The organism is Ruegeria sp. BF7, from assembly GCF_056538605.1.
Genome location: NZ_JBQFTM010000001.1, coordinates 1066979 through 1091489, shown reverse-complemented (window position 1 = coordinate 1091489; position 24511 = coordinate 1066979). Strand labels below are relative to the sequence as shown.

24 protein-coding genes and 2 tRNA genes are annotated in these 24511 nt (G+C 58.9%); 10 read left to right on the top strand and 16 right to left on the bottom strand.

The window, feature by feature from the left end; genetic code table 11:
• Window positions 1-21: 21 nt before the first annotated feature.
• Window positions 22-723, bottom strand: coding sequence for a PspA/IM30 family protein (locus ACR0IK_RS05490; protein WP_480640717.1), 702 nt, complete (start codon window positions 721-723; stop codon window positions 22-24).
• A gap of 137 nt (window positions 724-860) precedes the next feature.
• Between ACR0IK_RS05490 and ACR0IK_RS05485 the strand changes: the two genes are divergently transcribed.
• Window positions 861-1439: a TetR/AcrR family transcriptional regulator gene (locus ACR0IK_RS05485; protein ID WP_480640716.1), complete on the top strand. Its 579-nt coding sequence runs from the start codon at window positions 861-863 to the stop codon at window positions 1437-1439.
• A 97-nt stretch (window positions 1440-1536) separates the two neighbouring features.
• On the top strand, window positions 1537-2940 hold the full coding sequence (locus tag ACR0IK_RS05480; protein ID WP_480640715.1) for an MATE family efflux transporter: 1404 nt from the start codon (window positions 1537-1539) through the stop codon (window positions 2938-2940).
• A gap of 5 nt (window positions 2941-2945) precedes the next feature.
• Here ACR0IK_RS05480 and ACR0IK_RS05475 read toward each other — a convergent pair whose 3' ends face one another.
• The 8 genes from ACR0IK_RS05475 to ACR0IK_RS05440 form a co-directional block, all read right to left on the bottom strand.
• Window positions 2946-4043: a M56 family metallopeptidase gene (locus ACR0IK_RS05475; protein ID WP_480640714.1), complete on the bottom strand. Its 1098-nt coding sequence runs from the start codon at window positions 4041-4043 to the stop codon at window positions 2946-2948.
• Window positions 4030-4425, bottom strand: coding sequence for a BlaI/MecI/CopY family transcriptional regulator (locus ACR0IK_RS05470; protein ID WP_170324448.1), 396 nt, complete (start codon window positions 4423-4425; stop codon window positions 4030-4032). Before ACR0IK_RS05470 ends, ACR0IK_RS05475 begins: the two co-directional genes overlap by 14 nt.
• A gap of 66 nt (window positions 4426-4491) precedes the next feature.
• Window positions 4492-4761 (bottom strand): DUF2160 domain-containing protein, encoded by a 270-nt coding sequence (locus tag ACR0IK_RS05465; protein ID WP_480589862.1) that lies wholly within the window; start codon window positions 4759-4761, stop codon window positions 4492-4494.
• A gap of 143 nt (window positions 4762-4904) precedes the next feature.
• Complete coding sequence (locus tag ACR0IK_RS05460) at window positions 4905-5702, bottom strand: carbohydrate ABC transporter permease (protein WP_058280831.1); 798 nt, start codon at window positions 5700-5702, stop codon at window positions 4905-4907.
• Window positions 5699-6562 carry a carbohydrate ABC transporter permease gene (locus ACR0IK_RS05455; RefSeq protein ID WP_058280832.1) on the bottom strand — a complete coding sequence of 288 codons (864 nt, stop codon included), beginning with the start codon at window positions 6560-6562 and terminating at the stop codon, window positions 5699-5701. The genes ACR0IK_RS05460 and ACR0IK_RS05455 overlap by 4 nt, the downstream gene beginning before the upstream one ends.
• Window positions 6559-7635, bottom strand: coding sequence for an ABC transporter ATP-binding protein (locus ACR0IK_RS05450; protein WP_480640713.1), 1077 nt, complete (start codon window positions 7633-7635; stop codon window positions 6559-6561). The genes ACR0IK_RS05455 and ACR0IK_RS05450 overlap by 4 nt, the downstream gene beginning before the upstream one ends.
• Before the next feature lies 1 nt (window position 7636).
• Window positions 7637-8686 (bottom strand): ABC transporter ATP-binding protein, encoded by a 1050-nt coding sequence (locus tag ACR0IK_RS05445; RefSeq protein WP_480589531.1) that lies wholly within the window; start codon window positions 8684-8686, stop codon window positions 7637-7639.
• A gap of 83 nt (window positions 8687-8769) precedes the next feature.
• A complete protein-coding gene (locus ACR0IK_RS05440; protein WP_480589532.1) occupies window positions 8770-10509 on the bottom strand; it encodes an ABC transporter substrate-binding protein in 1740 nt (579 codons plus the stop codon).
• Window positions 10510-10751: 242 nt separating this feature from the next.
• Here ACR0IK_RS05440 and ACR0IK_RS05435 point away from each other — a divergent pair, with 242 nt between their 5' ends.
• From ACR0IK_RS05435 to ACR0IK_RS05405, 7 genes are read left to right on the top strand one after another with little or no spacing between them, the layout of a single operon-like run.
• Window positions 10752-12113 carry a V-type ATP synthase subunit B gene (locus tag ACR0IK_RS05435; protein ID WP_480640712.1) on the top strand — a complete coding sequence of 454 codons (1362 nt, stop codon included), beginning with the start codon at window positions 10752-10754 and terminating at the stop codon, window positions 12111-12113.
• Window positions 12091-12696 (top strand): V-type ATP synthase subunit D, encoded by a 606-nt coding sequence (locus ACR0IK_RS05430; RefSeq protein WP_480640711.1) that lies wholly within the window; start codon window positions 12091-12093, stop codon window positions 12694-12696. Before ACR0IK_RS05435 ends, ACR0IK_RS05430 begins: the two co-directional genes overlap by 23 nt.
• Window positions 12693-14489, top strand: a complete 1797-nt coding sequence (locus tag ACR0IK_RS05425) for a V-type ATP synthase subunit I (RefSeq protein WP_480640710.1) — start codon at window positions 12693-12695, stop codon at window positions 14487-14489. The genes ACR0IK_RS05430 and ACR0IK_RS05425 overlap by 4 nt, the downstream gene beginning before the upstream one ends.
• Window positions 14486-14929 (top strand): ATP synthase subunit C, encoded by a 444-nt coding sequence (locus tag ACR0IK_RS05420; RefSeq protein ID WP_170324458.1) that lies wholly within the window; start codon window positions 14486-14488, stop codon window positions 14927-14929. The genes ACR0IK_RS05425 and ACR0IK_RS05420 overlap by 4 nt, the downstream gene beginning before the upstream one ends.
• Window positions 14929-15606 (top strand): hypothetical protein, encoded by a 678-nt coding sequence (locus ACR0IK_RS05415; RefSeq protein WP_480640709.1) that lies wholly within the window; start codon window positions 14929-14931, stop codon window positions 15604-15606. Before ACR0IK_RS05420 ends, ACR0IK_RS05415 begins: the two co-directional genes overlap by 1 nt.
• Before the next feature lies 1 nt (window position 15607).
• Window positions 15608-16300, top strand: coding sequence for a hypothetical protein (locus tag ACR0IK_RS05410; protein ID WP_480640708.1), 693 nt, complete (start codon window positions 15608-15610; stop codon window positions 16298-16300).
• Complete coding sequence (locus tag ACR0IK_RS05405; RefSeq protein ID WP_480640707.1) at window positions 16297-18138, top strand: V-type ATP synthase subunit A; 1842 nt, start codon at window positions 16297-16299, stop codon at window positions 18136-18138. The genes ACR0IK_RS05410 and ACR0IK_RS05405 overlap by 4 nt, the downstream gene beginning before the upstream one ends.
• A gap of 263 nt (window positions 18139-18401) precedes the next feature.
• Here the strand turns inward: ACR0IK_RS05405 and ACR0IK_RS05400 are convergent, their stop codons facing one another.
• The 7 genes from ACR0IK_RS05400 to ACR0IK_RS05370 all read right to left on the bottom strand — a co-directional run bounded on the left by ACR0IK_RS05400 (window position 18402) and on the right by ACR0IK_RS05370 (window position 23823).
• Window positions 18402-18863, bottom strand: a complete 462-nt coding sequence (locus ACR0IK_RS05400; protein WP_480640706.1) for an FkbM family methyltransferase — start codon at window positions 18861-18863, stop codon at window positions 18402-18404.
• A 137-nt stretch (window positions 18864-19000) separates the two neighbouring features.
• A tRNA-Glu gene (locus tag ACR0IK_RS05395) sits at window positions 19001-19075 on the bottom strand.
• 24 nt (window positions 19076-19099) lie between these two features.
• Window positions 19100-19174 (bottom strand) — tRNA-Glu (locus tag ACR0IK_RS05390).
• 98 nt (window positions 19175-19272) lie between these two features.
• Entirely contained in the window at window positions 19273-21015 is a 1743-nt protein-coding gene (recJ, locus tag ACR0IK_RS05385; protein WP_480640705.1) for a single-stranded-DNA-specific exonuclease RecJ, read from the bottom strand.
• A 91-nt stretch (window positions 21016-21106) separates the two neighbouring features.
• The gene (gene glpX, locus ACR0IK_RS05380; RefSeq protein ID WP_480640704.1) at window positions 21107-22090 is read right to left on the bottom strand and encodes a class II fructose-bisphosphatase; all 984 of its coding nucleotides are present in this window, start codon (window positions 22088-22090) and stop codon (window positions 21107-21109) included.
• 69 nt (window positions 22091-22159) lie between these two features.
• Window positions 22160-23446: a homoserine dehydrogenase gene (locus tag ACR0IK_RS05375; RefSeq protein ID WP_480589543.1), complete on the bottom strand. Its 1287-nt coding sequence runs from the start codon at window positions 23444-23446 to the stop codon at window positions 22160-22162.
• Window positions 23447-23574: 128 nt separating this feature from the next.
• Complete coding sequence (locus tag ACR0IK_RS05370; protein WP_480640702.1) at window positions 23575-23823, bottom strand: hypothetical protein; 249 nt, start codon at window positions 23821-23823, stop codon at window positions 23575-23577.
• 99 nt (window positions 23824-23922) lie between these two features.
• On the opposite strand from ACR0IK_RS05370, the gene ACR0IK_RS05365 reads away from it, so the two are divergent.
• On the top strand, window positions 23923-24510 hold the full coding sequence (locus ACR0IK_RS05365) for a TetR/AcrR family transcriptional regulator (protein ID WP_480640701.1): 588 nt from the start codon (window positions 23923-23925) through the stop codon (window positions 24508-24510).
• Window position 24511 lies beyond the last annotated feature (1 nt).

Below are 24511 nucleotides of genomic sequence, written 5' to 3'. Positions count from 1 at the left end.
CGTTGAATTCGGATTCTGCTGTCAGGTCGACTTCGACTTGCCGGATTTTTTGGCCTTCTTTTTCAGGCGTTCGAGAACCTCATCCGCGTTAGAGCGCAAGGGCTTGCCACAGCCGGCTTCGGCCAGACGGTCGCGGATGTTCTCAGCAGATCCGGTGGTCTCCAACTCTGTCATGGCGCGGGCGGTGGCATCCATTTCGCTTTGCCGCTCCTGCAGGCGTTGCAGGGTGTCTTCGGCCTCGCGCAATGTGGACAGGCCGCTGTCAGGGGCCACCTGCTGCAGGCGCTGCGTTTTGTCCGTTGCCGTGGCCAAGCGTTGACCGCGCTGCAACTGCCGCAGCCGGGTTTCAGCTTCGCGCAGGACGGTGCGCAGCCGGGAAATTTCCGTATCGAACCGGACTTGAGCTTGGGTGGACACGTCGCGTTCGGCCTCGAGATGTGCGATGGCGTCGGCGGCGTCACGGGCCAGATCCTCGCGGTTCTGTTGCAGTGCATCCAGCGTTCGGGCCTCAAGGTCGGCAATCTGCTGGGTCAACCTCGCGTGCTGTTTCTTCTCTTGCTCGTTCTGGGCCATCGTCACGGCCACGGCCTTGCGCGACATCTGAACAGCATGGGCGCAATCCCGGATTTGCTGCCGCAGAATGGGTAGGGCATGGCGGTCCGTCACAACGGTTGCCGCCTCATAGGCCCGGCCCCTTAACAAAGTGGCAAACTGTTTGAACATCTTCGGCTCCTCGTTTATGAACAGTGTTCATGAGGCGACTATGCAATGATTCTGAACGTTGTTCAACTTAAAAATTGAACGATGTTCATTCTATTACCGTTGAGGGAACTTAAGTGGCAAAAAACAAAAGAGAAATTTTGAAGGAAAAACTTCTGAACGCAGCCGAAGACAGGATAAAGTCGCACGGGTTGGCGGCTTTGCGTGCTCGTGATATCACCAAAGATGCGGGATGCGCGCTGGGTAGCCTGTATAACGCATACGAGGATCTGGACCTTTTGGTTCTGGCGGTGAATTCCCGCACGCTGGCGCGATTGCATACGACCTTACAAAGCGCGTCGGCCTCACAGGAAGTACCCGAGGAAAATCTGTTGGCGCTTGCGCTTGCCTATCTTGAATTCGGGACCGAGAACCCGAACCTTTGGGCCGCCCTGTTTGATCACAGGATGCCACCGGGCGTGCCAGTGCCGGAGTGGCATCTGGAAGAACACGCAGTACTGATTGCCGAGGTGATGACTCCGTTGTCGCGGTTAAGTCCGGGGCTGGATGAGGCCACCTTGGCCTTGCGTGCGCGTACCGTGTTCTCGGCGGTCCATGGCATCGTCAAATTGTCGCTTGAAGGTCGGTTTGTGGCTTTAGACACTGATGCCGTGCGGTCAGAGTTGTCGAGATTTGTCCTGCAGTTCCTGCGCGGGTATCAGGCAGACCAATTAGAATAATGCGTTAACCTCAGCTGAAAACTCTCCCCGAGATTGCCGTTGCATCACCGGAGGAAACGCGGGCAAATTGGCCAGAGGGGCAGGGGCTGAGCTACACATGGCAACACAATCCGAAGCTAGAGCAGTCTTTCTGACGGGTAGCCTGATGGGCCATGTTACCCGCATGTCGTTAACCACCAGCATTGGCCTGATGGCGATTTTCGCGGTGGATTTCGTTGACATGATTTTCATTTCGATGCTGGGTAACGATGCGTTGGCCGCTGCGGTCGGCTATGCCGGAACGCTTTTGTTCTTTACCAATTCAATCAATGTCGGCCTGTCGATTGCCGCTGGTGCCTTGGTGGCACGGGAGTTGGGGGCCGGTCGGCATGAACAAGCGCGTCAATTCAGCACCAGCGTTGCGGTTCTGGGTGCTCTCGTCGGGTTGATCGTCTCAGTGATCGTCCTGTTCAACCTGACATTTTGCCTGTCCCTGCTGGGCGCAGAGGGCGAAGTGCTGGGATTGGCCGCCCGCTATGTTTCGATCATCCTGCCGACCATGTGGGTGATGGCGATTGCAATGACGGGCATGGCAGTGTTGCGCGCCTATGGGGATGCGCGACGCTCGATGCAGGCCACGATTTACGGCGGTGTGGCTAACGCGGTGCTGGATCCGATCCTGATCTTCGCCGTTGGGTTGGGGCTAGATGGGGCGGCCATTGCTTCGGTCATTGCGCGGATCTGCATGTTGATTGCGGCGGTCAGACCGGCAGTGCGCGTGCATCGTGGTTTCGCCCGACCATCGCTGCGGCAGTTGGCGGCAGATGTTCGACCTGTTCGTGCGATTGCCGTGCCCGCCGTCCTGACAAATATTGCCACGCCCATCGGCAACGCCATTGTCATCCGCGAAATCGCTCAGTTCGGAACGGAAGCTGTGGCAGGCATGGCGGTGATCGGGCGGCTGATGCCGGTGGCATTTTCGGTTGTGTTCGCCCTGTCCGGGGCCATTGGGCCAATCGTCGGGCAGAACTTCGGCGCAGGGCAGTATGACCGCGTGAAAGCGACCTTTCTGGCTGGAGTGAAATTCACTGCCGTGTATGTCTGCCTGATGGCAGCAACTCTGTTCGTGCTGCGCGCGCCGATTGCCGATCTGTTTCAGGCGCAAGGGCAGACACGGGCGCTGATCTATCTGTTCTGTGGGCCTCTTGCGCTGGCCTCATTCTTCAACGGTGTAATCTTTGTCGCGAATGCCAGCTTCAACAATCTGGGTCACCCGATTTATTCGACCTGGGTGAATTGGGGGCGGCACACACTGGGCACATGGCCCTTTGCAGTCGCCGGGGCCCATATCGCGGGCGCACCCGGCGTGTTGCTGGGGCAGGCGTTGGGAGGAGTCATCTTCGCCGTGATCTGCTGGATTTTGGTCCGGCGGGTTGTTGCGAATCTGGCGGCACCGCAACCTGTCGACCCTTTTGCCGAGCAGACGCGCTTTCAGGCTCTGTTCGGGCGTCGCGGCTGGTAGTCAGTTCAGTTGCCCTGATTACGCGCTTCCAGCCGTTCGAGGTTGACCACGGTCGACAGCATCAGACGATCATGGCTCCAATCCTCAGTCTGTTGGACCGACGCAGCGGCCAACCCAAGGACAAGCGCGAACAGGATCGAAAGACCAAGGAACGTGAACGGCATCGACGATTGCATCGCGGGCGAATCCGCCAGCGCAATTACCCGTTGTCGCAGAACGCGTTTCGCCTTGCCACTGGTGACCAGAGCCACGTTCAGAACGCGCGGGCTGCCGCGCGTGACGGTGCGGGCACAATAGTCCAGCAGGCAATTGGTATAGTCGCGTGCATCGATGTTATTGCGTGCCACGACCGACTGATCGCAGGCCAGTTCGCGCAGGCGGTCGAACTGATACTTCAACACCAGATAAGCGGGGTTCCAGAACAGCAGAGGCCGCAGGAGTTCGAACCCAAGCTCCCATTCAACGTCTCCGGCGCGCACATGCTGAAGCTCATGCGCAAGGGCGAAGCGCAGCTCACGCGGGGTGTCCAGCAGGTGGCTGGGCAACACGACATGACGCCGGCGCAGGCCTCGGACCGCGAAGGGCACGGAGATGCGGTCGGACAGGCGGATATCCACCTTCGCCGAACGGCGCCACAAAAAGCTGGTGTTGACCGTTTCGCGGATCGCCAGCCCGTCGCGGATCACGCGCAGGGCATAGGCCAGCGATGCAAGCGCCATCAGCGCAAGGATCGCGGATACAACCGGGTAGTCCCCGCTGAACAATACCTCAACCCAGCGTTGGCGCGTGTTCAGCAGCGCCTCGAACTGGGTGGCGGGCATGGCGATGTCACCGCGCAGATAGGCCGCCACGGCGATGTCGCCAATGGCCACGGTGCCTTTGGCCTGGGTGAGTGTGGCCAGCGCAGATATCCCCAGTGCCAGCAACGGGCTGATGACGATGCACAAGCAAAGCGCCTTGAGCGCCCGCAGCTGCGCCACAAACCCGTGACTGAATGAGGTCCGGGACAGAAGCCACCGGGCAACCAGCCAGAGAACAGCGGCCAAGCCGAGGACAAGATTCCATTCCAGATATGCGTCGAGAACCGGTTTAACCGCTGTCATTTTGCAGTCTCCTCTCTACCAGTGCCCGAATTTCCTCCAGATCGGCTTCGCTGAGGCCTGCATCGTCAACCAGACGCGCGACCAGCGTGGCAGGTGTGTCGTCGAACAGGGTCCGCGACAGGTTCTGCAGCGACCGTGCCTGATATCTGTCTTTCTCCAGAAGCGGCGTATAGATCAGCGTTTTTCCGTCCTTGTGGCTTTCGACAAACCCTTTGTCGTCGAGAATCCTCAGGATGGTTGCGCCGGACGTATAAGCCAGGTTTCGCTCTGGCGGCAGGCGATCAAGCACGTCACGGACCGAGCCCCGACCCAGCGCCCAGAGCTCGTTCATGAACTCAAGTTCCACTTCGGTCAGCAGGTTTGTTGTTTTTTTCTTTCGCATCGGTCTTTCGTGTCGCATTTCTTAGTATACCTGACAGACAAGCATCCTTTCGCTGTTTCGCAAAGCTTAAACTTTCCAGAAGACGAAGATGCCCCAGCCGATCGACAGGAAAAGGGGTATCCAGACGGGCTGACCCACCAGCCCGAGCCAAGCCAGGAAGATATAGGCCGAACCTAGCAGGGTGATGAACAGCCGATCACCCAGCGTGGTCGTCAGCCCCAACACACCGCGCCGCTCAATCCCGTCGCGGAATTTGAAGCCTTCGAGAACGCCAATCAGGGCGATTGCCGAGAAAATGCCTACAAACAAAGCCAGAGTCGCCGGGGTCCAGGCCATCCAGAAATCTGGCCACAGAGGGTCGGTCCACGAGAACCCCTTTTCCTCTTGCTGGCCGACATTGCCCCATCCGGCCTGTGCTTGGGCAAAGGCCGTAGTGGGTAGGAAGGGAAGGGTGAGAAGTAGTTTACGCATATCGAACCTCACACACGTCCCATCGCGAAACCACGCGCGATGTAGTTGCGGACAAACCAGATGACGATGGCGCCGGGGATGATTGTCAGGGTTCCCGCAGCCGCCAGAAGACCGAGTTCATACCCCGCGCTGGAGGCCGTCCGGGTCATCACGGCAGCGATGGGCTTGGCCTCGACCGCCGTCAGGGTTTTGGCCAGCAGCATCTCGACCCATGAGAACATGAAGCAGAAGAATGCCGCGACGCCCACGCCCGCTTTGATGTTGGGCAGGAAGATTGTCACGAAGAAGCGTGGGAAAGAGTAGCCGTCGACATAGGCCGTTTCATCCAGCTCTTTCGGGATACCGCGCATGAAGCCTTCCAAAATCCACACCGCAAGCGGCACGTTGAACAGTGTATGTGCCAGCGCCACGGCCAGATAGGTGTCGAACAGGTGGATCGACGAATAGAGCTGAAAGAACGGCAGCGCGAACACCGCAGCCGGGGCCATCCGGTTGGTCAGCAGCCAGAAGAACAACTGCTTGTCCCCCAGAAAGCGATAGCGCGAGAACGCATAAGCCGCAGGCAGGGCCACACAGACCGAAAGCACTGTGTTGATCGTCACATAGATGATCGAGTTGATGTAGCCCCAATACCATGTGGGATCGGTGAAGATGGTGATGTAATTCTCCAACGTAAAGGTCTGGGGAAACAGGGAAAAGCCCGACAGGATCTCGTTCGTGGTCTTGAAGGACATCGCCACCAGCCAATAGATCGGCAGCATCAGGAACGCGATATAGAGGATCGGGATGAGGGACCGCTTCTTCATTGCGCGTCATCCTTTGTCATCAGAGTGTAGAAGACCCAGCTGACCAGCAGCGTGATCGCGAAATAGATCAGGCTCATCGCGGCCGCGGGGCCAAGGTCGAACTGTCCCAACGCAATCTTCACAAGGTCGATCGAAAGCAAGGTGGTTGAGTTGCCGGGGCCGCCGCCGGTCAGGACGAAGGGCTCGGTATAGATGTTGAAACTGTCCATGAACCGCAGCAGAACCGCGATGGTCAGGACGGTCTTCATCTTTGGCAGTTGGATATAGCGGAACACCGACCACGGGCTGGCTCCGTCGATTTTAGCAGCCTGATAATAGGCGTCCGGGATCGAAACGAGACCCGCATAGCACAGCAGAACCACCAACGAGGTCCAGTGCCAGACATCCATGACGATGACCGTGATCCAGGCCGAGATCGGCTGTTGCGTCATGTCATAGTTGATGCCCAGAACGTCATTCAGGAAGTATCCCAACAGGCCGATCTTGGGCAGGGTGAAGATGTTCCACATTGACCCAACCACGTTCCACGGGATCAGCATCGGCAGGGCCATCAGCACCAGACAGACCGGCACCCAGAAGCCTTTGCGGGGCATTGATAGGGCGACGATAATGCCCAGGGGCACCTCGATCAGCAGAATCAGGAAGGTGAACAGGAATTGTCGACCCAATGCGGCCTGAAACCGGTCAGACCGCAAGATCTGCTCGAACCAGCCCAGACCTTCCCAGAAGAACTGGTTGTTGCCGAAGGTTTCCTGCACCGAGTAGTTGACCACCGTCATCATCGGCACCAGCGCGTTGAACGCCACCAGTGCCAGCACCGGCAGCACGAAGAACCATGCCTTTTGGTTTTCTGTTCTCATCTGCCGCGCTCCTCGGTTGCGATCCAGCCGTCGCGATAGACGCGGGATTGTTCGGGTTTGAATTGCAGGAACACTTGGGAACCCGGCTCAGGCACGCTGTGTTCCGTAACGGCCTTGAGGGCGGTGTTGCCGACCATCGCGCTGACCACATAGTGACGACCAATGTCGGACACTTTGGTCACATGCGCGGGAATACCTGTGTCGCCAAAGCCGACATATTCCGGGCGGATACCCAGATCGGTGCGGCCTCCGTCACCATGGGTCGGCCCTTCCAGCCTCACCTCGTGCCCTTCGAACACAGCGCGGTCGCCTTTCGTCTCGCAGGGCAGGACGTTCATGCCGGGCGAGCCGATAAAGTGTCCAACAAACGTGTGCTGAGGGCGTTCGAACAGTTCGACTGGGGTGCCGATCTGAACCACTTCGCCCTCCTGCATCACCACGACCTCATCAGCGAAGGTCAAAGCCTCGGTCTGGTCGTGAGTCACATAGATCATTGTGGCTTTGACGCGCTGGTGCAGTTCTTTCAGCTTGGAGCGCAGCTTCCATTTCAGATGCGGGTCGATCACAGTCAGCGGTTCATCGAACATCACCGCGTTCACGTCGTCACGCACCAGACCGCGTCCCATCGAGATCTTCTGCTTGTTGTCCGGGCTCAGACCCGAGGCGCGGGTGTTCAGCATGTCCGCGACATCCAGCATCTCTGCAATCTCGTCAACGCGGCGCTTGATCGTTGCGGGGTCGACTCCTCGGTTCTTCAGCGGAAAGGCAAGGTTTTCGCCTACGGTCATCGTGTCGTAGATCACCGGGAACTGGAACACCTGCGCAATGTTGCGCTGATCGGGAGGCAGAGCGGTTACGTCCTGACCGTCGAACAGAATTTGCCCTTCGGAGGGCATCAGCAGGCCCGAGATGATATTGAGCAACGTGGACTTGCCACAGCCCGACGGGCCAAGCAGCGCATAAGCCCCGCCGTCGCGCCAGGTCACGTCGATTTCCTTCAGCGCATAGTCCTCGGGGCCTTTCGGCGACGGCATGTAGCTATGGCGGAGGTTTGAAAGCTTGATCTGTGCCATGTCAGGCCACCCTTTTGCCGTCTTGGCCGAAATACCGGCAATGGGCCGGGTTCATGTAAAAACTGTGATCCTCACCGACCTGATAGGGGTGCACACCTGCAGCGAGAGAAACCCACGCTTCATCGCCATGCTGGAAATGCGCGCTGGAGTCCGAGCCCGACAGTTCGGTCACGATCACGCGGCCCGTCAGTTCCACATCCGCGTCAGACGTGCGGAAGGGCGTCACCCGATGCGGGCGCACGGCGACCATGTAGTCTCCGTCGGCCATGTCTGTGACCGACCAGCCGCCGCCACCAGCCAATTGCGCCTGGGCGCCGGACACAGTGATGCTGGCCACGTTGATCGGTGGATCCGAGAAAACCCGCGCGGCGGCGATGTTCTCGGGGTTGCGATAGATGTCGGCGGTCGGGCCGAATTGGGTCACGCGACCGTCTTCCATCAGCGCTGTGTAACCGCCCAACAGAAGGGCTTCTTCTGGTTCTGAGGTAGCATAGACCACCACGGCCCCGCGTCCGGCAAATAGATCAGGTAGCTGTTCGCGCAGTTCCTCGCGCAGTTTGTAGTCGAGGTTTGCCAACGGTTCATCCAGAAACACCGCGCGGCTCTCCTTGGCAATCGCACGGGCTAAAGCGGTACGCTGTTGTTGCCCCCCCGACAGCTCATGCGGGCGACGGTGCAGCATCGGGCGCAATTGTAGCAGGTCGGCTGCTTCTTCGACGCGGCCCTCGATCTCGGATTGCGCCATACCAGCCACGCGCAGGGGCGAGGCGATGTTATCGAAAACACTCATATGAGGGTAGTTCACGAAGAACTGGTGCACGAGGCTGATCTGCCGCTTCTGCGTGTTCAGCCTTGTCACGTCCTGCCCATCCATCAGGACCTTGCCTTGGGCGATCGGGTCCAGCCCGGCCATCATCTTGATCAGAGAAGTCTTGCCCGAGCCGGTCGCGCCCAGCAGCACATTGAAATGGCCGGTCTGCAGCTTCAGGGTCGTGGGCTTGATATGGATAACATTGCCAACCCTTTTGGTGGCGTCTTGTAATTCGATCATGTCCGTGGGTTCCGGTCCTTCAGTGCAGCGCACTGGTCTTCGGGGTGGGGATGCCTGAACCGGCACCCCCAGGTTTCAATGGTTCACTGAGACTGCCAGCGTTGAACCAGTTCGTCATAGTTGACGGTCTGCCCCTGCGGCTTTTCGTTCTCAAGCTTGGCCTTCGGCGAACCGGCTTTTTCCAGCCAGAACTCCGGGTCCTGCGGTTCGTTCAGACGGGGACCACAGCCACCGTAGACACCGGCGCTTTCATCCGCGGCCTGCATACGGGCCATGGTGATGTCCATCTCTTCGGCCAGACGGTCCATTGCCTCTTGCGGGGTAAACGCGCCAGAGTTCACGTCACCGATCTGCTGCCACCAGATCTGGGCCAGCTTCGGATAGTCCGGCACGTTGATTCCGGTCGGCGACCATGCCACGCGGTCAGGTGAGCGGTAAAACTCGACCAGACCACCCAGCTTGGGAGCGCGTTCGGTGAACGACTCGTGATTGACCGAGCTGTCGCGGATGAAAGTCAGACCTACGTGGGACTTCTTCACATCGACAGTCTTGGATGTCACGAACTGGGCATAGAGCCAGGCAGCTTGAGCACGATCCGCTGGGGTCGACTTCAGGAAAGTCCAGGAACCCACGTCCTGATAACCAACCTTCTGGCCTTCTTCCCAGTAGGGGCCGTGCGGGCTGGGCGCCATCCGCCACAGCGGTGTGCCCTCGTCATCCACGGTGTTGTTGCCTTCGGACTTCGGCTTCACCATGTCGGCGGTAAAGGCGGTGTACCAGAAGATCTGCTGGGCCACGTTGCCCTGGCTGAGCGCCGGCAGCGACTGATAAAAGTCATAGGATGCTGCACCCGGAGGGGCATAAGCCCGCAGCCATTCGTCCCACTTGCGGATCGCATAGACCGCAGCCGGGCCGTTTGCAGCACCACCGCGGGACACGGATGCACCAACAGGGTTACAGGTGCCCGCTTCCATGCGGATGCCCCATTCATCAACCGGAATGCCGTTCGGCTCGCCGACGTCACCGGCACCGGCCATTGACAGCCAAGCATCGGTCATACGCCATCCAAGGTCAGGTGCGCGCTTGCCGTAGTCCATGTGGCCGTAGATCGCTACGCCGTCGACCTCTTTCACGTCGTTGGTGAAGAACTCGGCGATGTCCTCATAGGCCGACCAGTTGACCGGAACGCCCAAATCATAGCCGTACTTTTCTTTGAACGCGGCTTTGTTTGCCTCGTCATCGAACCAGTCCTTGCGGAACCAGTAGAGGTTCGCAAACTGCTGGTCGGGCAGCTGATACAGTTTGCCATCCGGACCGGTCGTGAACTGAATACCCATGAAGTCATCCAGATCCAGCGTCGGCGAAGTTGTCGCCGCCCAGTCGCCTGCCATCATATCGGTCAGCGGATATGCCTGTTGCAGACGCGAGTGGGTGCCGATCAGGTCACTGTCATTGACATAACCGTCATACAGGTTCCGGCTCGTTTGCAGTTGGGTCTGAACTGCCTGGACAACCTCACCTTCACCAAGAATCTGGTGATTGACCTTGATTCCGGTGATTTCCTCGAACGCCTTGGTCAGAACCTCGGATTCATACGAGTGGGTGGGGATGCCTTCCGACAGGACGTTGATTTCCATGCCAGCATAGGGTTGTGCAGCTTCGATGAACCACTTCATCTCGCTCATCTGTTCGTCTTTCGACAGGGTCGATGGCTGGAATTCGTCGTCGATCCAACGTTGTGCTGCGGCTTCGTCGGCCCAAGCGGACCCGTGCCCCGCAATGACGGCAGCCGCCGCCACTGCGGAAAGTAGATGTCTCCGCATCTGTCTCCTCCCAAAAATTATGGTTTCCGGCGCGAACCGGATGGCGAACAGCATCAGCGATTTCTTGCGTATGTGTCAAACTAAATTTTTAGTAATTGATGAATTTGAGGGTGGCGCAACGACAAGGCATCCTCGGTTGTCAATTTGTGAATTCGTTGTAAGCTGCACCCGCGATTACAAAAAATGCCGCTGACGAACGTTTCGCTGATTGGCAAAATCACTAGGACGCATGAGGATAGGCAATGTCCCAGAGTCTGTTGAAATACACGCGTGTACTGGAAATTGTAGGGGATACGATCAAGGTCAGGGTGCCGTTGGACGGGTCTACAGACGCTGCGGTTCGGTTCAATGACCTGGCGGTGATCGAGACGGTCGATGGGCATAAAACCTTGGCGCAGGCGATTTTCATCGACCACGATGTGGTGACGCTGCAGGTGTTTTCCGGCACCAAGGGGATCTCGACCGAAGCAACCGCAACCTTCCTTGGCCACCCGATGCAGACGCCGTATTCAGCCAATATTCTGGGTCGTGTGTTTGACGGGGCAGGGGTGGCGATTGATGGCGGGCCGGACTTGTCGGCTGAGCCTCGAATCGATATCGGAGGGCCGACTGTAAACCCGGCTGAAAGAGCGGTCCCGAATAAGATGATCCGCACGGATGTGCCGATGATCGACGTATTCAACACGCTGGTTGAAAGCCAGAAAATCCCGATCTTTTCAGTGTCGGGCGAGCCGTTCAATGCGTTCCTCAGCCGAATCGGTATTCAGGCCGATGCCGATATCGTGGTGTTCGGCGGGTTGGGTTTGATCTTTGATGACTACCACACATTCCGGACGTCGTTCGAGGATGCGGGCGTGTTCTCGCGCACGGTGATGTTCGTCAATCAGGCGATGGATCCTCTGGTCGAACGCCTGTTGGTGCCCGACATGGCACTGGCCGTGGCCGAGAAATTTGCGGTGGAAGAGGGTAAGCGCGTTTTGGTCCTGTTGACCGACATGACCGCCTTTGCTGATGCGATGAAAGAGGTTGGCATCAGTCAGGAACGGGTCCCTTCGCAGCGTGGGTATATGGGCGATCTATACTCTCAGTTGGCGCGTCGGTACGAGAAAGCCTGTGATTACACCAAGGGAGGATCGGTGACGGTGCTGACCGTGACCACGATGCCCGGCAATGACGTGACACATCCGGTTCCGGACAACACCGGCTACATCACTGAAGGGCAGATCTATCTGCACTCGGGTGTGATTGACCCGTTCGGTAGCCTCTCGCGCCTCAAGCAGAACGTGATCGGCAAGACCACCCGCGAAGATCACGGCCAGATCATGAACACGATGATCCGGTTCTATTCTGAAAGCCGTGATGCCGCGCAGAAACAGGCGATGGCGTTTGATCTGTCTGAATACGATCACCAGCTGCTGAAATTCGGCGCGTTGTTCCGCAAGCGGTTCATGGACATCAACGTATCGATCCCGCTGGAAGATGCGCTGGACCTGGGATGGAAAACGCTGGCCGAGTGTTTCCAGCCCGAACAGTTGCTGATGAAACAGGTTTTGGTCGACAAGTACTTCCCGAAGGATGCTGATGGCGCGGTTGCAGCTGAATAAATCTTCGCTGGCCCGCCAGCAGACGCAGCTGAAAAGCTATGAGAGGTTCCTGCCGTCGCTGGACCTGAAGCGCCAGCAGTTGATGGCGGAACGCGCGAAAGCGCGCGAAGATGTGCGATGTCTGGAGGAAGAGGTCAAGGAACTGGCGCAACAGGTCGGGGCGAAGCTGCCGATGCTGGCGCAGCGGGGTGTGGATCTGGACGGGCTGGTTGAACTCAAGGACTATCAGGTCAAAGAGGTCAATGTTGTCGGTGTGAAAATGCCTGCGCTCGACCGGATTGAGGTTGCCGTGCGACCTTATTCTTTGCTGGCGAAACCCCATTGGGTCGATGCCGCTGCGCAGTTGTTGCACGACATGATCGAAGCGCGCCTGCGGGTTAAAGTGGCCGAGGAGCGGGTGAAGATTTTCGACAAGGCCGTTGCCACGATCACCCAACGCGTCAACCTGTTCGAAAAGGTTCTGATCCCGCGCGCCAAGGCCAATATCAAGAAGATCCGCATCTATCTGAGTGACGAGCAAATGCAGGCCGTCGTGCGCTCGAAAATCTCCAAACGCAAACACGCGCAGGAGGCCGTGTCATGAGTGTTGCGCGTCTAAAGAAACTGTCGCTGGTCGGACGCGCACGGCAGAAGACCGAGACACTGGAGGCGTTGCAGGATCTGGGATGTATGCACGTCCTGCCGCTGGCTCCGCCACCGGCCGAGCCCGAAAAGATCAGCGAACGTGGTGCAAGACACGCCTATAAGGTTTTGAGGTATTTGACAGACGTGCAAGAGCCGCGCCGCCAGATACAGCGTGACCCCGATTTTGACATGGACCAGTTCGTCAGGGACGTTTTGGACCTGATGCAGCGCACACGTGACATGACCGATCGGCGGGACTTTCTGGCCCATCGGATCGCTCAGGTGCGACCATGGGGAGACCTGGACTTTCCACCCGATGATGTGTTGGCGGGCAATCGGCTGTGGTTCTTCCAATTGCCGGTGAAGCATCGAGATGCGCTGTCGGACCTGACGCTGCCCTGGGCCATTCTGGAGCAGGATCATCGGTTCATCTACGCCGTCCTGATCGCCCCGGAAGAGCCCGCCGACGACATCCTGCCGGTAGCGCGCACTCATACCGGTTCGCTGCCCATTCACGAGTTAGAGGCGCAGCTGGAAGAGGCCGAGATCGCCATCGAAGCGCTTGAGGCCGAACGGGTTGCGCAGACGCGCTACCTGACGCTGATGCGGCGGAATTTGTCCGTGGCAGAAAGCGCGGCGGAACTGGCCCATGCCACACAGAAAGTGCGCGACGAAGAGGAGATGTTCGCCCTGCAAGGCTGGGTGCCCGAAGATCGCATTGAGGCCGTGCTTGAAATGGCTCAGGCCAAGGATGCCGCCGTCTTGATTGAGGAGCCGGGGCCAGACGACACGCCGCCTACGCTGTTGGAACAACCGGAAAAACGCAGTGCTGCCGTGGACTTGGCGCTGTTTTATCAAGTACCCGGCTACAAGGATTGGGACCCGAGCGTCATCGTCGCTGCCTCGTTTGCGTTCTTTTTCGCGATGATCGTGGCCGACGCGGGATACGGAGCCGTCATCTTGCTGGGCCTGCTGCTGTTTTGGAAGCGGATGGGAGGGACCGTCGGGCAGAGATCGTGGCGGCTTTTCGGGCTGATCATCTCGGGTGCGACGATTGTGTACGGCATTCTGGTCGGAAGCTATTTCGGAGTGTCGCCGCCGGATGGGTCAATCTGGGCCAAACTCAAACTGCTGGATATGAACAATTTCGGGGCCATGATGATGGTGTCGATCGTTGTTGGGGTCCTGCACCTTGTGCTGGCCAATGCACTGGCCGCGCGGGCGGCATGGGGACAAAGGAAAGCCATTGCCAATCTGGGTTGGGTTGCGGCGCTGATCGGCGGGTTCGTCCTGTGGCTCAGCTACATGAAAGGGAACTCCCCGACGCCGGGGGCGGTGATCCTGATCGTGGGGGCTCTGACGATCCTGCTGTTCTCCAGCGAGCGGGAGATCAAGAAACCCACCGACTGGGCATGGCGCCTGATCGACGGGGTGCAATGCCTTGCCGGGGCTATGGGGGCGTTTGGGGACGTGCTCAGCTATATGCGCCTGTTCGCGCTGGGTCTGGCCTCGGCTTCACTGGCGATCACCTTCAACGATCTGGCTATGTCGGTGATCCACGCGCTGAAAGGGCCGGGCATTCTGTTCGGTCTGTTGATCCTGATCATCGGCCACATCCTGAACTTCGCCCTCGCATTGATGAGCGGTGTCGTTCACGGGTTACGTCTCAATTACATCGAATTCTTTAAATGGGGTCTGCCGGATGAAGGCATCGTCTTTCGCCCGTTTGCCCGCAAGGAGGTTCAGGAATGAATGAGCTTGTTCTGACATTGGGTTGGCTGGGGATTTACGCTCCCATGGCTTTGGGTGCGGCAGCAAGCGCCATTGGTTGTTCGATTGCGGGTATGGCCAGTATCGGCGCCATGACCGAGACAGAGGGCGGCTATGGCCGGTTCGTCGGTGTCTCGGCCTTTCCATCAACCATGGTGATCTATGGCATCGTCATCATGTTCACGCTGAACCGCGACGTGACGCCGGAAAACGCGGGCGGGCTGTTCGGGATCGGTATTCTGTCGGGCATCGCGCTGATGTATTGCGGTATCTGGCAGGGCCGCGCCTGTGCGGCAGCTATCAACGCCACTAAAGAAAAACCGGAAATCTTCGGCCTTTCGCTGGCTCCCGCCGCGATTATTGAAGGTTTTGGTGTCTTTGCCTTTGTCTTTGCCTTGGTCATAAGCGCGGGGATCAGCTGATGGCGCAGGATGGGATGATCTCGCACGGTGTCGACGCTCTGATTGACAAACTGCGCAATGATGGGGTGGCGGCTGGGCAGGCGGATGCGGATAAGCTGCGCGCGGATGCCAAGGCCGAGGCCGCAAAGATTCTGGCTGACGCCAAACGCAAGGCGGATGCGTATCAGAAGAAGGCCCGCAGCGAATCCGACAATTACCGTGCAGCGGGTGAAGAAGCGCTGAACACTGCCATGCGCGACGCGGTCTTGACCATGAAAGCAGGCCTGACGGACCGGTTCCGCGAAGATGTCGAACGTCTGGTCACCAAGGAAATGGCCGATCCGGAACTGCTGAAACAGATGATCCTTGAGGTGGTGGGCCGTGCCGCCACCGAGGCGAAGCTGGACGGCAAGGTGCAGGTCATCCTGCCCGCCAAAGTCGCAACGCAAGAGGATATCAAGCAGAACGCCGATGACATTCAGTCGGGCAAACTGACCAAATACGTTCTGGGCCTGACCGCTGACATGTTGCGCGAACAGGTCGAACTGCACGCCTCGGACAACGCGCAGGATGGCATCAGAGTGCGAGCCGAAGATCAGGGTGTAGTTCTGGACCTGACCGACAAGGCCGTGGCCTCGCTGCTGATGGAGCACCTACAACCCCGCTTTCGCGCGGTGTTGGAAGGGGTGATCCGGTAATATGTCGGACCCCGACGCCTATATCGCGCTGGTCAGCAGTCTTCCGGGCTCGGAACGATTGTTTGTCGCCAAACAGCCACCCTTGTCGCGGTTGCGACTGGATCGGCGTCTGACGGCGCTGACGCCTGAGGATGCGCGTGTTTTGAAACTGTTGGAGTATGCGCTGCACTGGGGTGACTACGGTATGGACGTCACCGATGCTCAGGCCATCGAGCGCTGTAAAGAGGCGTTGCGCGACATCCCGCAGGCAACGCTGCGCACATTGTTTCTTGAACGGATGGATCTGCGCACGACAGTCGCCGCGTTGCGCCTGCGCAAGCAAGGAGGCAGCCCGTCTTCCGGGACGTTTGGCATGGGGCGTTGGGCGCGGCACATCCCGGCCAACTGGACCGACCCAACCTTTAAGCTGGACGGGCCAATGCGCTGGATCAAGGAGGCCAAACAGTTGCTGGACGCAGAAGACCCGCTGGGACTGGAGCGGTTGCTCTTGTCGGTCAGCCACAAGCAGCTGAAAAAGCACGCCGCCCGCCACCTGTTCGATTTCGAGGCCGTGGCGATCTATGTGCTGATATGGAATATTTTCGACCGCTGGGCGCAAAGCAATGCGCAGGACGCAGCCAAGAGATTTGAACATTTGGCGCAGCAGGCCATGGCCGGTATCGCCGATATTGGTTTTGATGGAGCAAGCGCATGACAGCCCCAACCGCCACCACGCAGACCGCCACCGCCCGCGTCGTCTCGGTGCAGGAGGGGCTGGTGCAGATACAGGCCAATCAAGGTGCTTCGGGGCAACCTGGGCAACTGGTCAAGAACGAGGTTGTTTTCATTCTACCCACACGCCCCGGTCCGGGTGGACGCCAGGAACGCCTGAAGGCCGAGGTGCTGCGGGTGCGCGGCGACAGGGCGGACGTGCAGGTGTACGAAAGCACTGACGGGGTGGCTGTGGGCGATCCGGTTGAACAGTCCGGGCAATTACTGTCGGTTGAACTGGGGCCAGGTCTGCTGGGGCAGGTCTTTGACGGCTTGCAATCGCCGCTGCCCAAGGTGGCCGCCGAATTCGGTACCTTTCTGCCACGCGGGGCGGATGTAGCTCCGCTGGACACGCAGGCCAAGTGGTCGTTCACACCGTCGGTCAAGGTTGGCGACACAGTCACGGCGGGCGACAGCATTGGGACCGTGCCCGAGGGCCATTTCAACCACAAGATCATGTTGCCGTTCAACTGGGTGGGCGATTACAAGGTGGTTTGGGTGCAAAAGGGTGCTGCCACAATCCACGACATCGTTGCACGCCTTGAAGATGAGCAGGGTGGCGAGCACACACTGACCCTCTCGCAGAAATGGCCGGTGAGGCGTCCACTGCCAGAAAGCATCCTGAAACGCGCGCTGTCTGAAAGGCTCTATCCGACCGAGCCGGTTCTGACGTCTCAACGTCTGATCGACACGTTCTTCCCCATCGCGCGTGGCGGTACGGCCTGTATTCCGGGGCCGTTCGGGGCAGGCAAAACGGTGCTGCAGAACCTGATCGCGCGAAATGCCAAGGTGGATATTGTGATCGTTGTTGCCTGCGGTGAGCGCGCGGGCGAGGTCGTTGAAACGATTCACGAATTCCCTAAGATGACCGACCCGACGACAGGTGGCAGCCTGATGGATCGCACGATCATCATCTGTAACACGTCCTCCATGCCGGTTGCTGCGCGCGAAGCATCGATCTTCACCGGCATCACCCTTGGCGAGTATTACCGCCAGATGGGCTATGACGTGCTGTTGATCGCAGACAGTACCAGCCGCTGGGCGCAGGCGATGCGCGAAACCTCTGGCAAGTTGGAGGAAATCCCGGGTGAGGAAGGCTTCCCCGCCTATCTGGAAAGCTCGATCAAGGGCCTTTACGAGCGCGCTGGTGCCATGAAGACCAACGATGGCGATCTGGGAAGCCTGACCCTGATCGGCACGGTGTCACCTGCGGGCGGAAACTTTGATGAGCCGGTTACGCAATCGACGCTATCCACGGTGAAGTGCTTTCTTGGCCTGTCCTCCGAGCGTGCCTACAAACGGTTCTATCCCGCGGTCGATCCGATGCTCAGCTGGTCACGCTATACCGATCAGCTGTCGGACTGGTACGACAAAAACGCTGAGCCAGGCTGGACCGGCAAAGTGCGCGAACTTCTGGACCTGATCGAAAAGGGTGAGCAGGTCGACCAGATGATGCAGGTGACGGGCGAAGAGGGGGTCACCATCGAGGACTTTGTCACCCAGCAAAAGGCGCTGTTTGTGGACATGGTCTACCTGCAGCAAGACGCCTTCGACAAAGTGGACGCAACCGTTCCGCTTGCGCGTCAGAAGATGACCTTCAAGCTGGTCTATGACGTGACCCAATCGACGGCAGAGTTTGGGGACAAGGCCGAGGTGCGGCAGGTGTTCACGCGACTCACCGGTTTGATGAAGAACTTTCACTACGTGGCGGAAAATACACCGGAATTCAAATCAATCTGGGGGCAGATTCAGGATCTGTGCCGAGATAAGTTCGGTACGTGAAAGAAGAGCAGTATTCGGGATCCGCGAGCTTCGAGTTTTTTTCGTTTCTGCAGCTAGTTTACCCCGTCCCGTCGCAGTTTTGGGGATTCGACTTCTCGAGCAAATACGGCGTTGCAATACCACTTACCATTCAGAGCCTGCTTGGTTTTATTCACCCTGCGGACGGGTTCTATAATGTCGGTCAACCGGTAATTGAATGGGTGCAAGAAGTGAATAAACCGCTCCAGATGCGCGTGGAACCGGTTGTCCAGGTTCATCGAACACTACACCTGCAAATAAGTAATCCGGCCTTTTCGCAACATGTCAGAAAAACCAAGAAGAACATCTAGGTCGTAGCCTTCAGCGTTGACCTTTAAGTAGTCGCCGGTTACGAATTCGACTTGTATCTCATCTTTTGAAAGCTGCTCTCCTTCGGGAACCTTGTGATTTCCCGTGTTGAGGTCGGAAGTGAATCGTACCTGTCCAACTTTCGAGGCCAGACCCATTTGGTGGGCAAAAGCCAACCTGTCGCCACTCACGACTTCTTCCAACCGAGAAAACGTTTGTGGAACCGGCTCGAAGCGGTAGATTTCAGCTACTGGAAGCAATTTCCGAAACAGCAGAAAAGACTGACCAACGTTTGCTCCCACATCGAAAACAGTCAGCTTTCCAAAACCGTTTGTTGCAGACTTGGTCTTGGAAAGAATCTCCGTAAGTGGTCGGTTCTCCATTGCGTACAAACCCATGAGAAACGTTTAATGTTTTTATGGCTTTATTGAATGCAGTTCTTTTTTGGTTGAGCTATTCAGAATTGAAAGGACATGTCAGACAAGCAGTTATTCCCTTATGAATGAACACTTTTTGGGATCGCTGGATGTGACAATGGTAGCCCGTAGGGGAATCGAACCCCTCTTTCCAGGTTGAAAACCTGGCGTCCTAACCGATAGACGAACGGGCCATTTGTCAATGGCACAAGCACAAGTGGTAGCCCGTAGGGGAATCGAACCCCTCTTTCCAGGTTGAAAACCTGGCGTCCTAACCGATAGACGAACGGGCCACGCTGGCTTGTGGAGGGCCTTTTACGGTTTCACCGTGACCCCCGCAAGCCGAAAAACGCAGGGATGTGAAAGTTTTTTCCCGAGTCTGAAACTGGGCTCAATTTGCCTCAGCAGCGTCTTCGAGCCTCAGTTGCACGCTCTGCCGACCGCCCCATGTGTTAACCTCGAGCCGCCCGGCGAAATGGAACCGCGCCCCACCATGATTGGACAGCTTTTCGCCCATTGGCCCGTCAAAAGCCCCAAACGCGATGGCGTCCAGACCGCCGCCAACACCGTCGGCCAAGGACAGTTTCAGATGGGAGTCGCCGACTCGCTTGGCAAACCGCACCTGCAGGTCCGGCAGGGCGTATCGAGGGGCAGGCGCGCTGGCGCCGAACGGGCCCGCCTTTTCGATCTGTTCGATCAGGTCGGTCGTCGCCGCGCCCGGCATCAGGGTTCCGTCCAGTTTCAGATCGGCCGGTCCGCCTTCGCCCGCGCCCTGTTTGGCCAGCAATGCGGATAGCCGCTCCATCGCGGGTTCCAGCTGATCGCGCATCACGGTCAGGCCGGCTGCCATCTTGTGACCGCCGCCCTTGACCAGCAGCCCCTCGGCGGCCAAGCGCTGGATCGAAGCTCCCAAATCAACACCTGACACTGAGCGTCCCGAGCCTTTGCCCTCATCCCCATCAAAGCCAATGACAATTGCCGGGCGGTTGGCGTTTTCTTTCAGGCGCGAGGCTACGATGCCCACAACGCCAGGATGCCAGCCCTCTCCCGCCGCCCAGACCAGGGGCGCGTCCAGACCACGTTCCTCGGCCTGTTCCAACGCGGCCGCGCGTACGGCGTTTTCGATATCGCGGCGCTCGGTGTTCAATTCGTCCAGACGCAGCGACAGCGCCTCGGCCTCGTGCATCGAATCTGTGCTGAGCAGCCGTGCCCCTAGATCGGCCTGCCCAATTCGCCCACCCGCATTTACGCGCGGACCAAGCAGAAATCCCAGGTGATAGCTGTTAGGCGCTGTGTCCATGCGTGCCACGTCGGACAGGGCCACCAGACCCGGCCTCAGTCGTTGGGCCATAACCTTCAATCCCTGACGAACCAATGCCCGGTTCGCGCCGATCAGCGGGGCGACGTCCGCAACCGTCGCCAGCGCCACCAGATCTAGCAGTGATATCAGATCGGGGCCTTTGACCCCGGCCTCGCGCAGTTGTCGCCCGGCCTCGACCAGCATCAGAAACACAACGCCAGCCGCGCAGAGATACCCCAGATCGCCGCTTTCATCCTGCCGGTTCGGGTTCACCACAGCCACGCAATCTGGCAGGGTTTCACCGCCCAAGTGGTGGTCCAGAACGATGACGTCCGCGCCCGTGGCAGCCGCGATAGGCTCATGGCTGAGCGTTCCGCAATCCACACAGATGATCAGGTCGTGGTTGGTTGCCAGTTCCTGCATGGCGGGGACATTGGGGCCATAGCCTTCGTCAATCCGGTCGGGCACATAAAGTGTTGCTTGCAGGCCCATCTGACGCAGCCAGACCAGCAGCAAGGCGGCTGAGCTGGCCCCGTCCACGTCATAATCCGCAAAGACCGCGATCCGTTGCTTACTTCGAACCGCAGACAGAAACCGTGTTGCTGCCGTTTCCATGTCTTTCATGGATCGCGGGTCGGGCAACAGCTCCTTTAGCTTGGGTTCCAGAAACCCGTCGGCCTCCATCGCCGGAACGCCGCGTCGTGCCAGCACCTGACACACCGCGCGGGGCAGGTCGGCCTGTTGTACCAGCATCTCGGTTGCGCGTTCCACTTCAGGCGTTGGCCCGATCCAACGCCGCCCGGTTAATGACTGTTCAACCCCTAGAAAACTCATGGCCTGCCCCTGATGTGCCAAGGCCGGACCCTCTCGGACCCGGCCTCATTGTCTTTATGGATAGCCTCGCGCGCGGTTCAGGCGCAAGCGGTTAGGCGTTGTCGTGCGGCCACATCGGTGTGCGATAGCTCATGCGCCGTACCGAACCGGTTTTCGACCGCATAAGCAGGGTGGTGGTTTCAACCCAACCGGGCTCACGCTTGATGCGCGGCAGCAGCGAGCCACCGGTTACTCCGGTTGCGGCAAAGATCACATCCGCCGTCACCATTTCGTCACGGGCATAAACGCGGTCCAGGTCGGTGATGCCCGCCTTGGCGGCGCGGCCACGTTCGTCGTCGTTGCGGAACAACAGGCGGCCAAAGATCTGGCCACCCATGCATTTCAGCGCAGCTGCGGCCAGAACACCCTCGGGCGCGCCACCCTGGCCCATATACATATCGATGCCGGTCTCTTCGCTTTCGGCGCAATGCATGACACCGGCCACATCACCATCGGTGATCAGGCGGATCGAGGCGCCGGTTTCGCGCACCTCTGCGATCATCGCCTCGTGACGCGGACGCTCCAGAATGCAGACGGTGATGTCGGCAGGCTCGCAACCCTTGGCCTTGGCCAGAGCTTCGACACGCTTCCGGGGGCTCATGTCCAGATTGACGACACCCTCGGGGAAGCCAGGACCGATGGCCAGCTTGTCCATGTAGACGTCGGGCGCGTGCAGCATCGATCCACGCGGGCCCATGGCGATCACTGTCAGCGCGTTGGGCATATCCTTGGCGGTCAGCGTGGTGCCTTCCAGCGGGTCCAGCGCGATGTCAACTCCAGGGCCTTCACCAGTGCCGACCTCTTCGCCGATATACAGCATCGGCGCTTCGTCGCGCTCGCCTTCACCGATGACAACGACACCTGCGATGTCCAGCAGGTTCAGCTGTTCGCGCATGGCGTTCACGGCTGCCTGATCGGCGGCTTTTTCGTCGCCGCGACCGACCAGCGAGGCAGAGGCCAGAGCAGCCTGTTCCGCCACCCGCGCAAGGCCCAGAGACAGCAGGCGGTCGTTAAAATCTACTTTGGCAGCACTCATGTTCTGTATCCTCAGGTCAATAAAGGCGTTTTGTCCGGCATAGCCTGCGTTTCATGCAGGCCGCAAGGGTCAAACCTCTTCAATCCGCAATGCAACGGGTTCGCCGGCCACCACGTCGGTCTCGCGTAGCCCACCGAGGGCAACGTCCAGCGTGGCGCGTGTGGTCTTGTGGGTCACGATCAGGACCGGTGCGGTGCTTTCCGAATGCCCGTACTGCCGCATCCGGTCGATCGAAACGCCCGCATCGCCCAGGATCGCGGCGACTTTTGCCAGCGCACCCGGTTTGTCGAACAGGGCAAGACGCAGATAGTAGGGGGCGGGGAGACCGGTCACGGCAGGCTGCGCGTCCTGTAGAGAGGTCGCGGGGCGGCCAAAGGTCGGGATCTGCAGCCCGCGCGCCAGATCGCAGACATCGCCCATCACGGCACTGGCCGTGGGGCCTTCTCCAGCGCCGGGGCCGCGCAGGACAACCTGCTCGACCGCGTCGCCTTGGATCACCACCATGTTGGTGCCACCTTCCAGTTGCCCAAGGGGCGAGCTGCTGGGCACCAGGCACGGCTGCATCCGCTGTTCCAGACCACGCGCTGAGCGCTGCGCAACGCCCAGCAGCTTGATGCGATAGCCCATGTCGTCGGCCTGATGGATGTCATCCAGGCTGATATGCTGAATGCCTTCGATCTGGATGCCGTCGAAATTCGGCTTGGTCCCGAAAGCGATCGAGGATAGCAGCGCCAGTTTATGCGCCGCATCGATACCGCCGACGTCCAGGTTCGGGTCGGCTTCAAGATATCCCAATTCCGCACATTCCTCGAACAGGGCATTATAACCCAACTCCTGCGATTGCATCCGGGTCAGGATGTAGTTGCAGGTGCCGTTCATCACGCCCATGACGCGGGTAATCTCGTTTCCGGCCAACCCTTCGGTCAGAGATTTGATGACCGGGATGCCGCCGGCCACGGCAGCTTCAAACCGGATCACGCGACCGGCGGCCTCGGCTTTTTCGGCAAGTTCCTGACCGTGGATCGCCAACAGCGCCTTGTTCGCGGTGACCACATCCTTGCCGGTGGCAAGTGCCGCCTCGACCGAGGCTTTGGCGGGGCCATTTTCGCCACCGATCAGTTCGACGAAAACGTCTATGTCATCACGTTTTGCCAGCGCAACCGGGTCTGTTTCCCAAGCATAATCGGAAAGGTTCACACCCCGGTCTTTGTTGGCATCGCGCGCCGATACAGCGATTATTTCAACAGGCCGCCCCGTACGCGCCTGCAGCAGGTCCGCGTGGCGGCGGATGATCCTCACGACACCCACGCCAACCGTTCCCAAGCCCGCAATTCCCAGCCGCAGCGCCTGTGTCATCCCGTGGGTTCCTTTCCGCTCGAAAACTTCATCGTATCAGGCCTGTTGCCCGTTCAGCGCTGCCTTAGCGGGTTCGGCGCTAGGGTGCAATGCGTCGCGGCCCGGCGCGGACCCTGAATCGCAAAGGGTCAGTTGATTTCCGCAGCCTGAAGTTCTTCTGCCTTTTTCTCCAGCGCTTCACGCCGGGCAACAAGGTCCTCTTCGACCTCTGCGGCCTCGTTTGCGGGATCAACCGGCGGGCCGAGGTTTTCCTGAATGGGAATGAGTTCTGGATACCGGGCTGATTTGACACTTGGTTGCTCACGCCCTTCCAGTTCCGGAAAATCGGCGCATCCGGCACAGATGAGCATCAGGATCAGCATAGACAGGGGCTTCATTCAGATCCCTTTCACGGTGGATTGTAAACGTGATGCACCTTTTATGGCATTGGTTCAAGCGGGGTTCTATCTGAACATACGTTCAGATACGGTGCGGGAATGGCACGTACTCAAGGTTCACATTCAGATATCACCGGCCCACGTATCCGCAAGGCGGCGCTGGCTTTGTTCGCCCGCCACGGCTATGCCGCCGTATCCATGCGTCAGATTGCGGGTGAGGTCGGGGTGCAGGCGGGGGCGCTGTATAACTACACGCCCGACAAGCAAAGCCTGCTGTTTCGTCTGATGCACGAACATATGCAGGACTTGTTGTCCGCCTATGACGATCAGCATCAATCCGCGGATGCGTCCGAAGCCTTGCGTCAATTCGTCGGGTTTCACATCCGCTTTCACCTAAAGCGCCCGGACGAGGTGTTTATTGCCTATATGGAATTGCGCAACCTGACACCCGAGAATTTTGCAGAGATCGAAGCGTTACGCCGCCACTATGAAGACGCGCTTGAGGCGATCCTGCGCGCGGGGCAGGCGGCCGGAGTGTTTGATATCGCCGATACCAAAATCGCAACTTTGGCGGTGATTGCCATGCTCAATGGTGTCATGACATGGTACCGAGCCGGCGGGCGCTTGTCGCTGGAGGAGGTCGAACAGGTCTATTGGGACATGGTCCGCCGGTCGGTTTCGGCTTGAA

Coding starts and splice junctions, on each gene's coding strand:
- ACR0IK_RS05490 (WP_480640717.1), bottom strand. CDS start 723: ATGTTCAAACAGTTTGCCACTTTGTTAAGGGGCCGGGCCTATGAGGCG.
- ACR0IK_RS05480 (WP_480640715.1), top strand. CDS start 1,537: ATGGCAACACAATCCGAAGCTAGAGCAGTCTTTCTGACGGGTAGCCTG.
- ACR0IK_RS05475 (WP_480640714.1), bottom strand. CDS start 4,043: ATGACAGCGGTTAAACCGGTTCTCGACGCATATCTGGAATGGAATCTT.
- ACR0IK_RS05470 (WP_170324448.1), bottom strand. CDS start 4,425: ATGCGAAAGAAAAAAACAACAAACCTGCTGACCGAAGTGGAACTTGAG.
- ACR0IK_RS05465 (WP_480589862.1), bottom strand. CDS start 4,761: ATGGCCTGGACCCCGGCGACTCTGGCTTTGTTTGTAGGCATTTTCTCG.
- ACR0IK_RS05460 (WP_058280831.1), bottom strand. CDS start 5,702: ATGAAGAAGCGGTCCCTCATCCCGATCCTCTATATCGCGTTCCTGATG.
- ACR0IK_RS05455 (WP_058280832.1), bottom strand. CDS start 6,562: ATGAGAACAGAAAACCAAAAGGCATGGTTCTTCGTGCTGCCGGTGCTG.
- ACR0IK_RS05450 (WP_480640713.1), bottom strand. CDS start 7,635: ATGGCACAGATCAAGCTTTCAAACCTCCGCCATAGCTACATGCCGTCG.
- ACR0IK_RS05445 (WP_480589531.1), bottom strand. CDS start 8,686: ATGATCGAATTACAAGACGCCACCAAAAGGGTTGGCAATGTTATCCAT.
- ACR0IK_RS05440 (WP_480589532.1), bottom strand. CDS start 10,509: ATGCGGAGACATCTACTTTCCGCAGTGGCGGCGGCTGCCGTCATTGCG.
- ACR0IK_RS05435 (WP_480640712.1), top strand. CDS start 10,752: ATGTCCCAGAGTCTGTTGAAATACACGCGTGTACTGGAAATTGTAGGG.
- ACR0IK_RS05430 (WP_480640711.1), top strand. CDS start 12,091: ATGGCGCGGTTGCAGCTGAATAAATCTTCGCTGGCCCGCCAGCAGACG.
- ACR0IK_RS05425 (WP_480640710.1), top strand. CDS start 12,693: ATGAGTGTTGCGCGTCTAAAGAAACTGTCGCTGGTCGGACGCGCACGG.
- ACR0IK_RS05420 (WP_170324458.1), top strand. CDS start 14,486: ATGAATGAGCTTGTTCTGACATTGGGTTGGCTGGGGATTTACGCTCCC.
- ACR0IK_RS05415 (WP_480640709.1), top strand. CDS start 14,929: ATGGCGCAGGATGGGATGATCTCGCACGGTGTCGACGCTCTGATTGAC.
- ACR0IK_RS05410 (WP_480640708.1), top strand. CDS start 15,608: ATGTCGGACCCCGACGCCTATATCGCGCTGGTCAGCAGTCTTCCGGGC.
- ACR0IK_RS05405 (WP_480640707.1), top strand. CDS start 16,297: ATGACAGCCCCAACCGCCACCACGCAGACCGCCACCGCCCGCGTCGTC.
- ACR0IK_RS05400 (WP_480640706.1), bottom strand. CDS start 18,863: ATGGGTTTGTACGCAATGGAGAACCGACCACTTACGGAGATTCTTTCC.
- recJ (WP_480640705.1), bottom strand. CDS start 21,015: ATGAGTTTTCTAGGGGTTGAACAGTCATTAACCGGGCGGCGTTGGATC.
- glpX (WP_480640704.1), bottom strand. CDS start 22,090: ATGAGTGCTGCCAAAGTAGATTTTAACGACCGCCTGCTGTCTCTGGGC.
- ACR0IK_RS05375 (WP_480589543.1), bottom strand. CDS start 23,446: ATGACACAGGCGCTGCGGCTGGGAATTGCGGGCTTGGGAACGGTTGGC.
- ACR0IK_RS05370 (WP_480640702.1), bottom strand. CDS start 23,823: ATGAAGCCCCTGTCTATGCTGATCCTGATGCTCATCTGTGCCGGATGC.
- ACR0IK_RS05365 (WP_480640701.1), top strand. CDS start 23,923: ATGGCACGTACTCAAGGTTCACATTCAGATATCACCGGCCCACGTATC.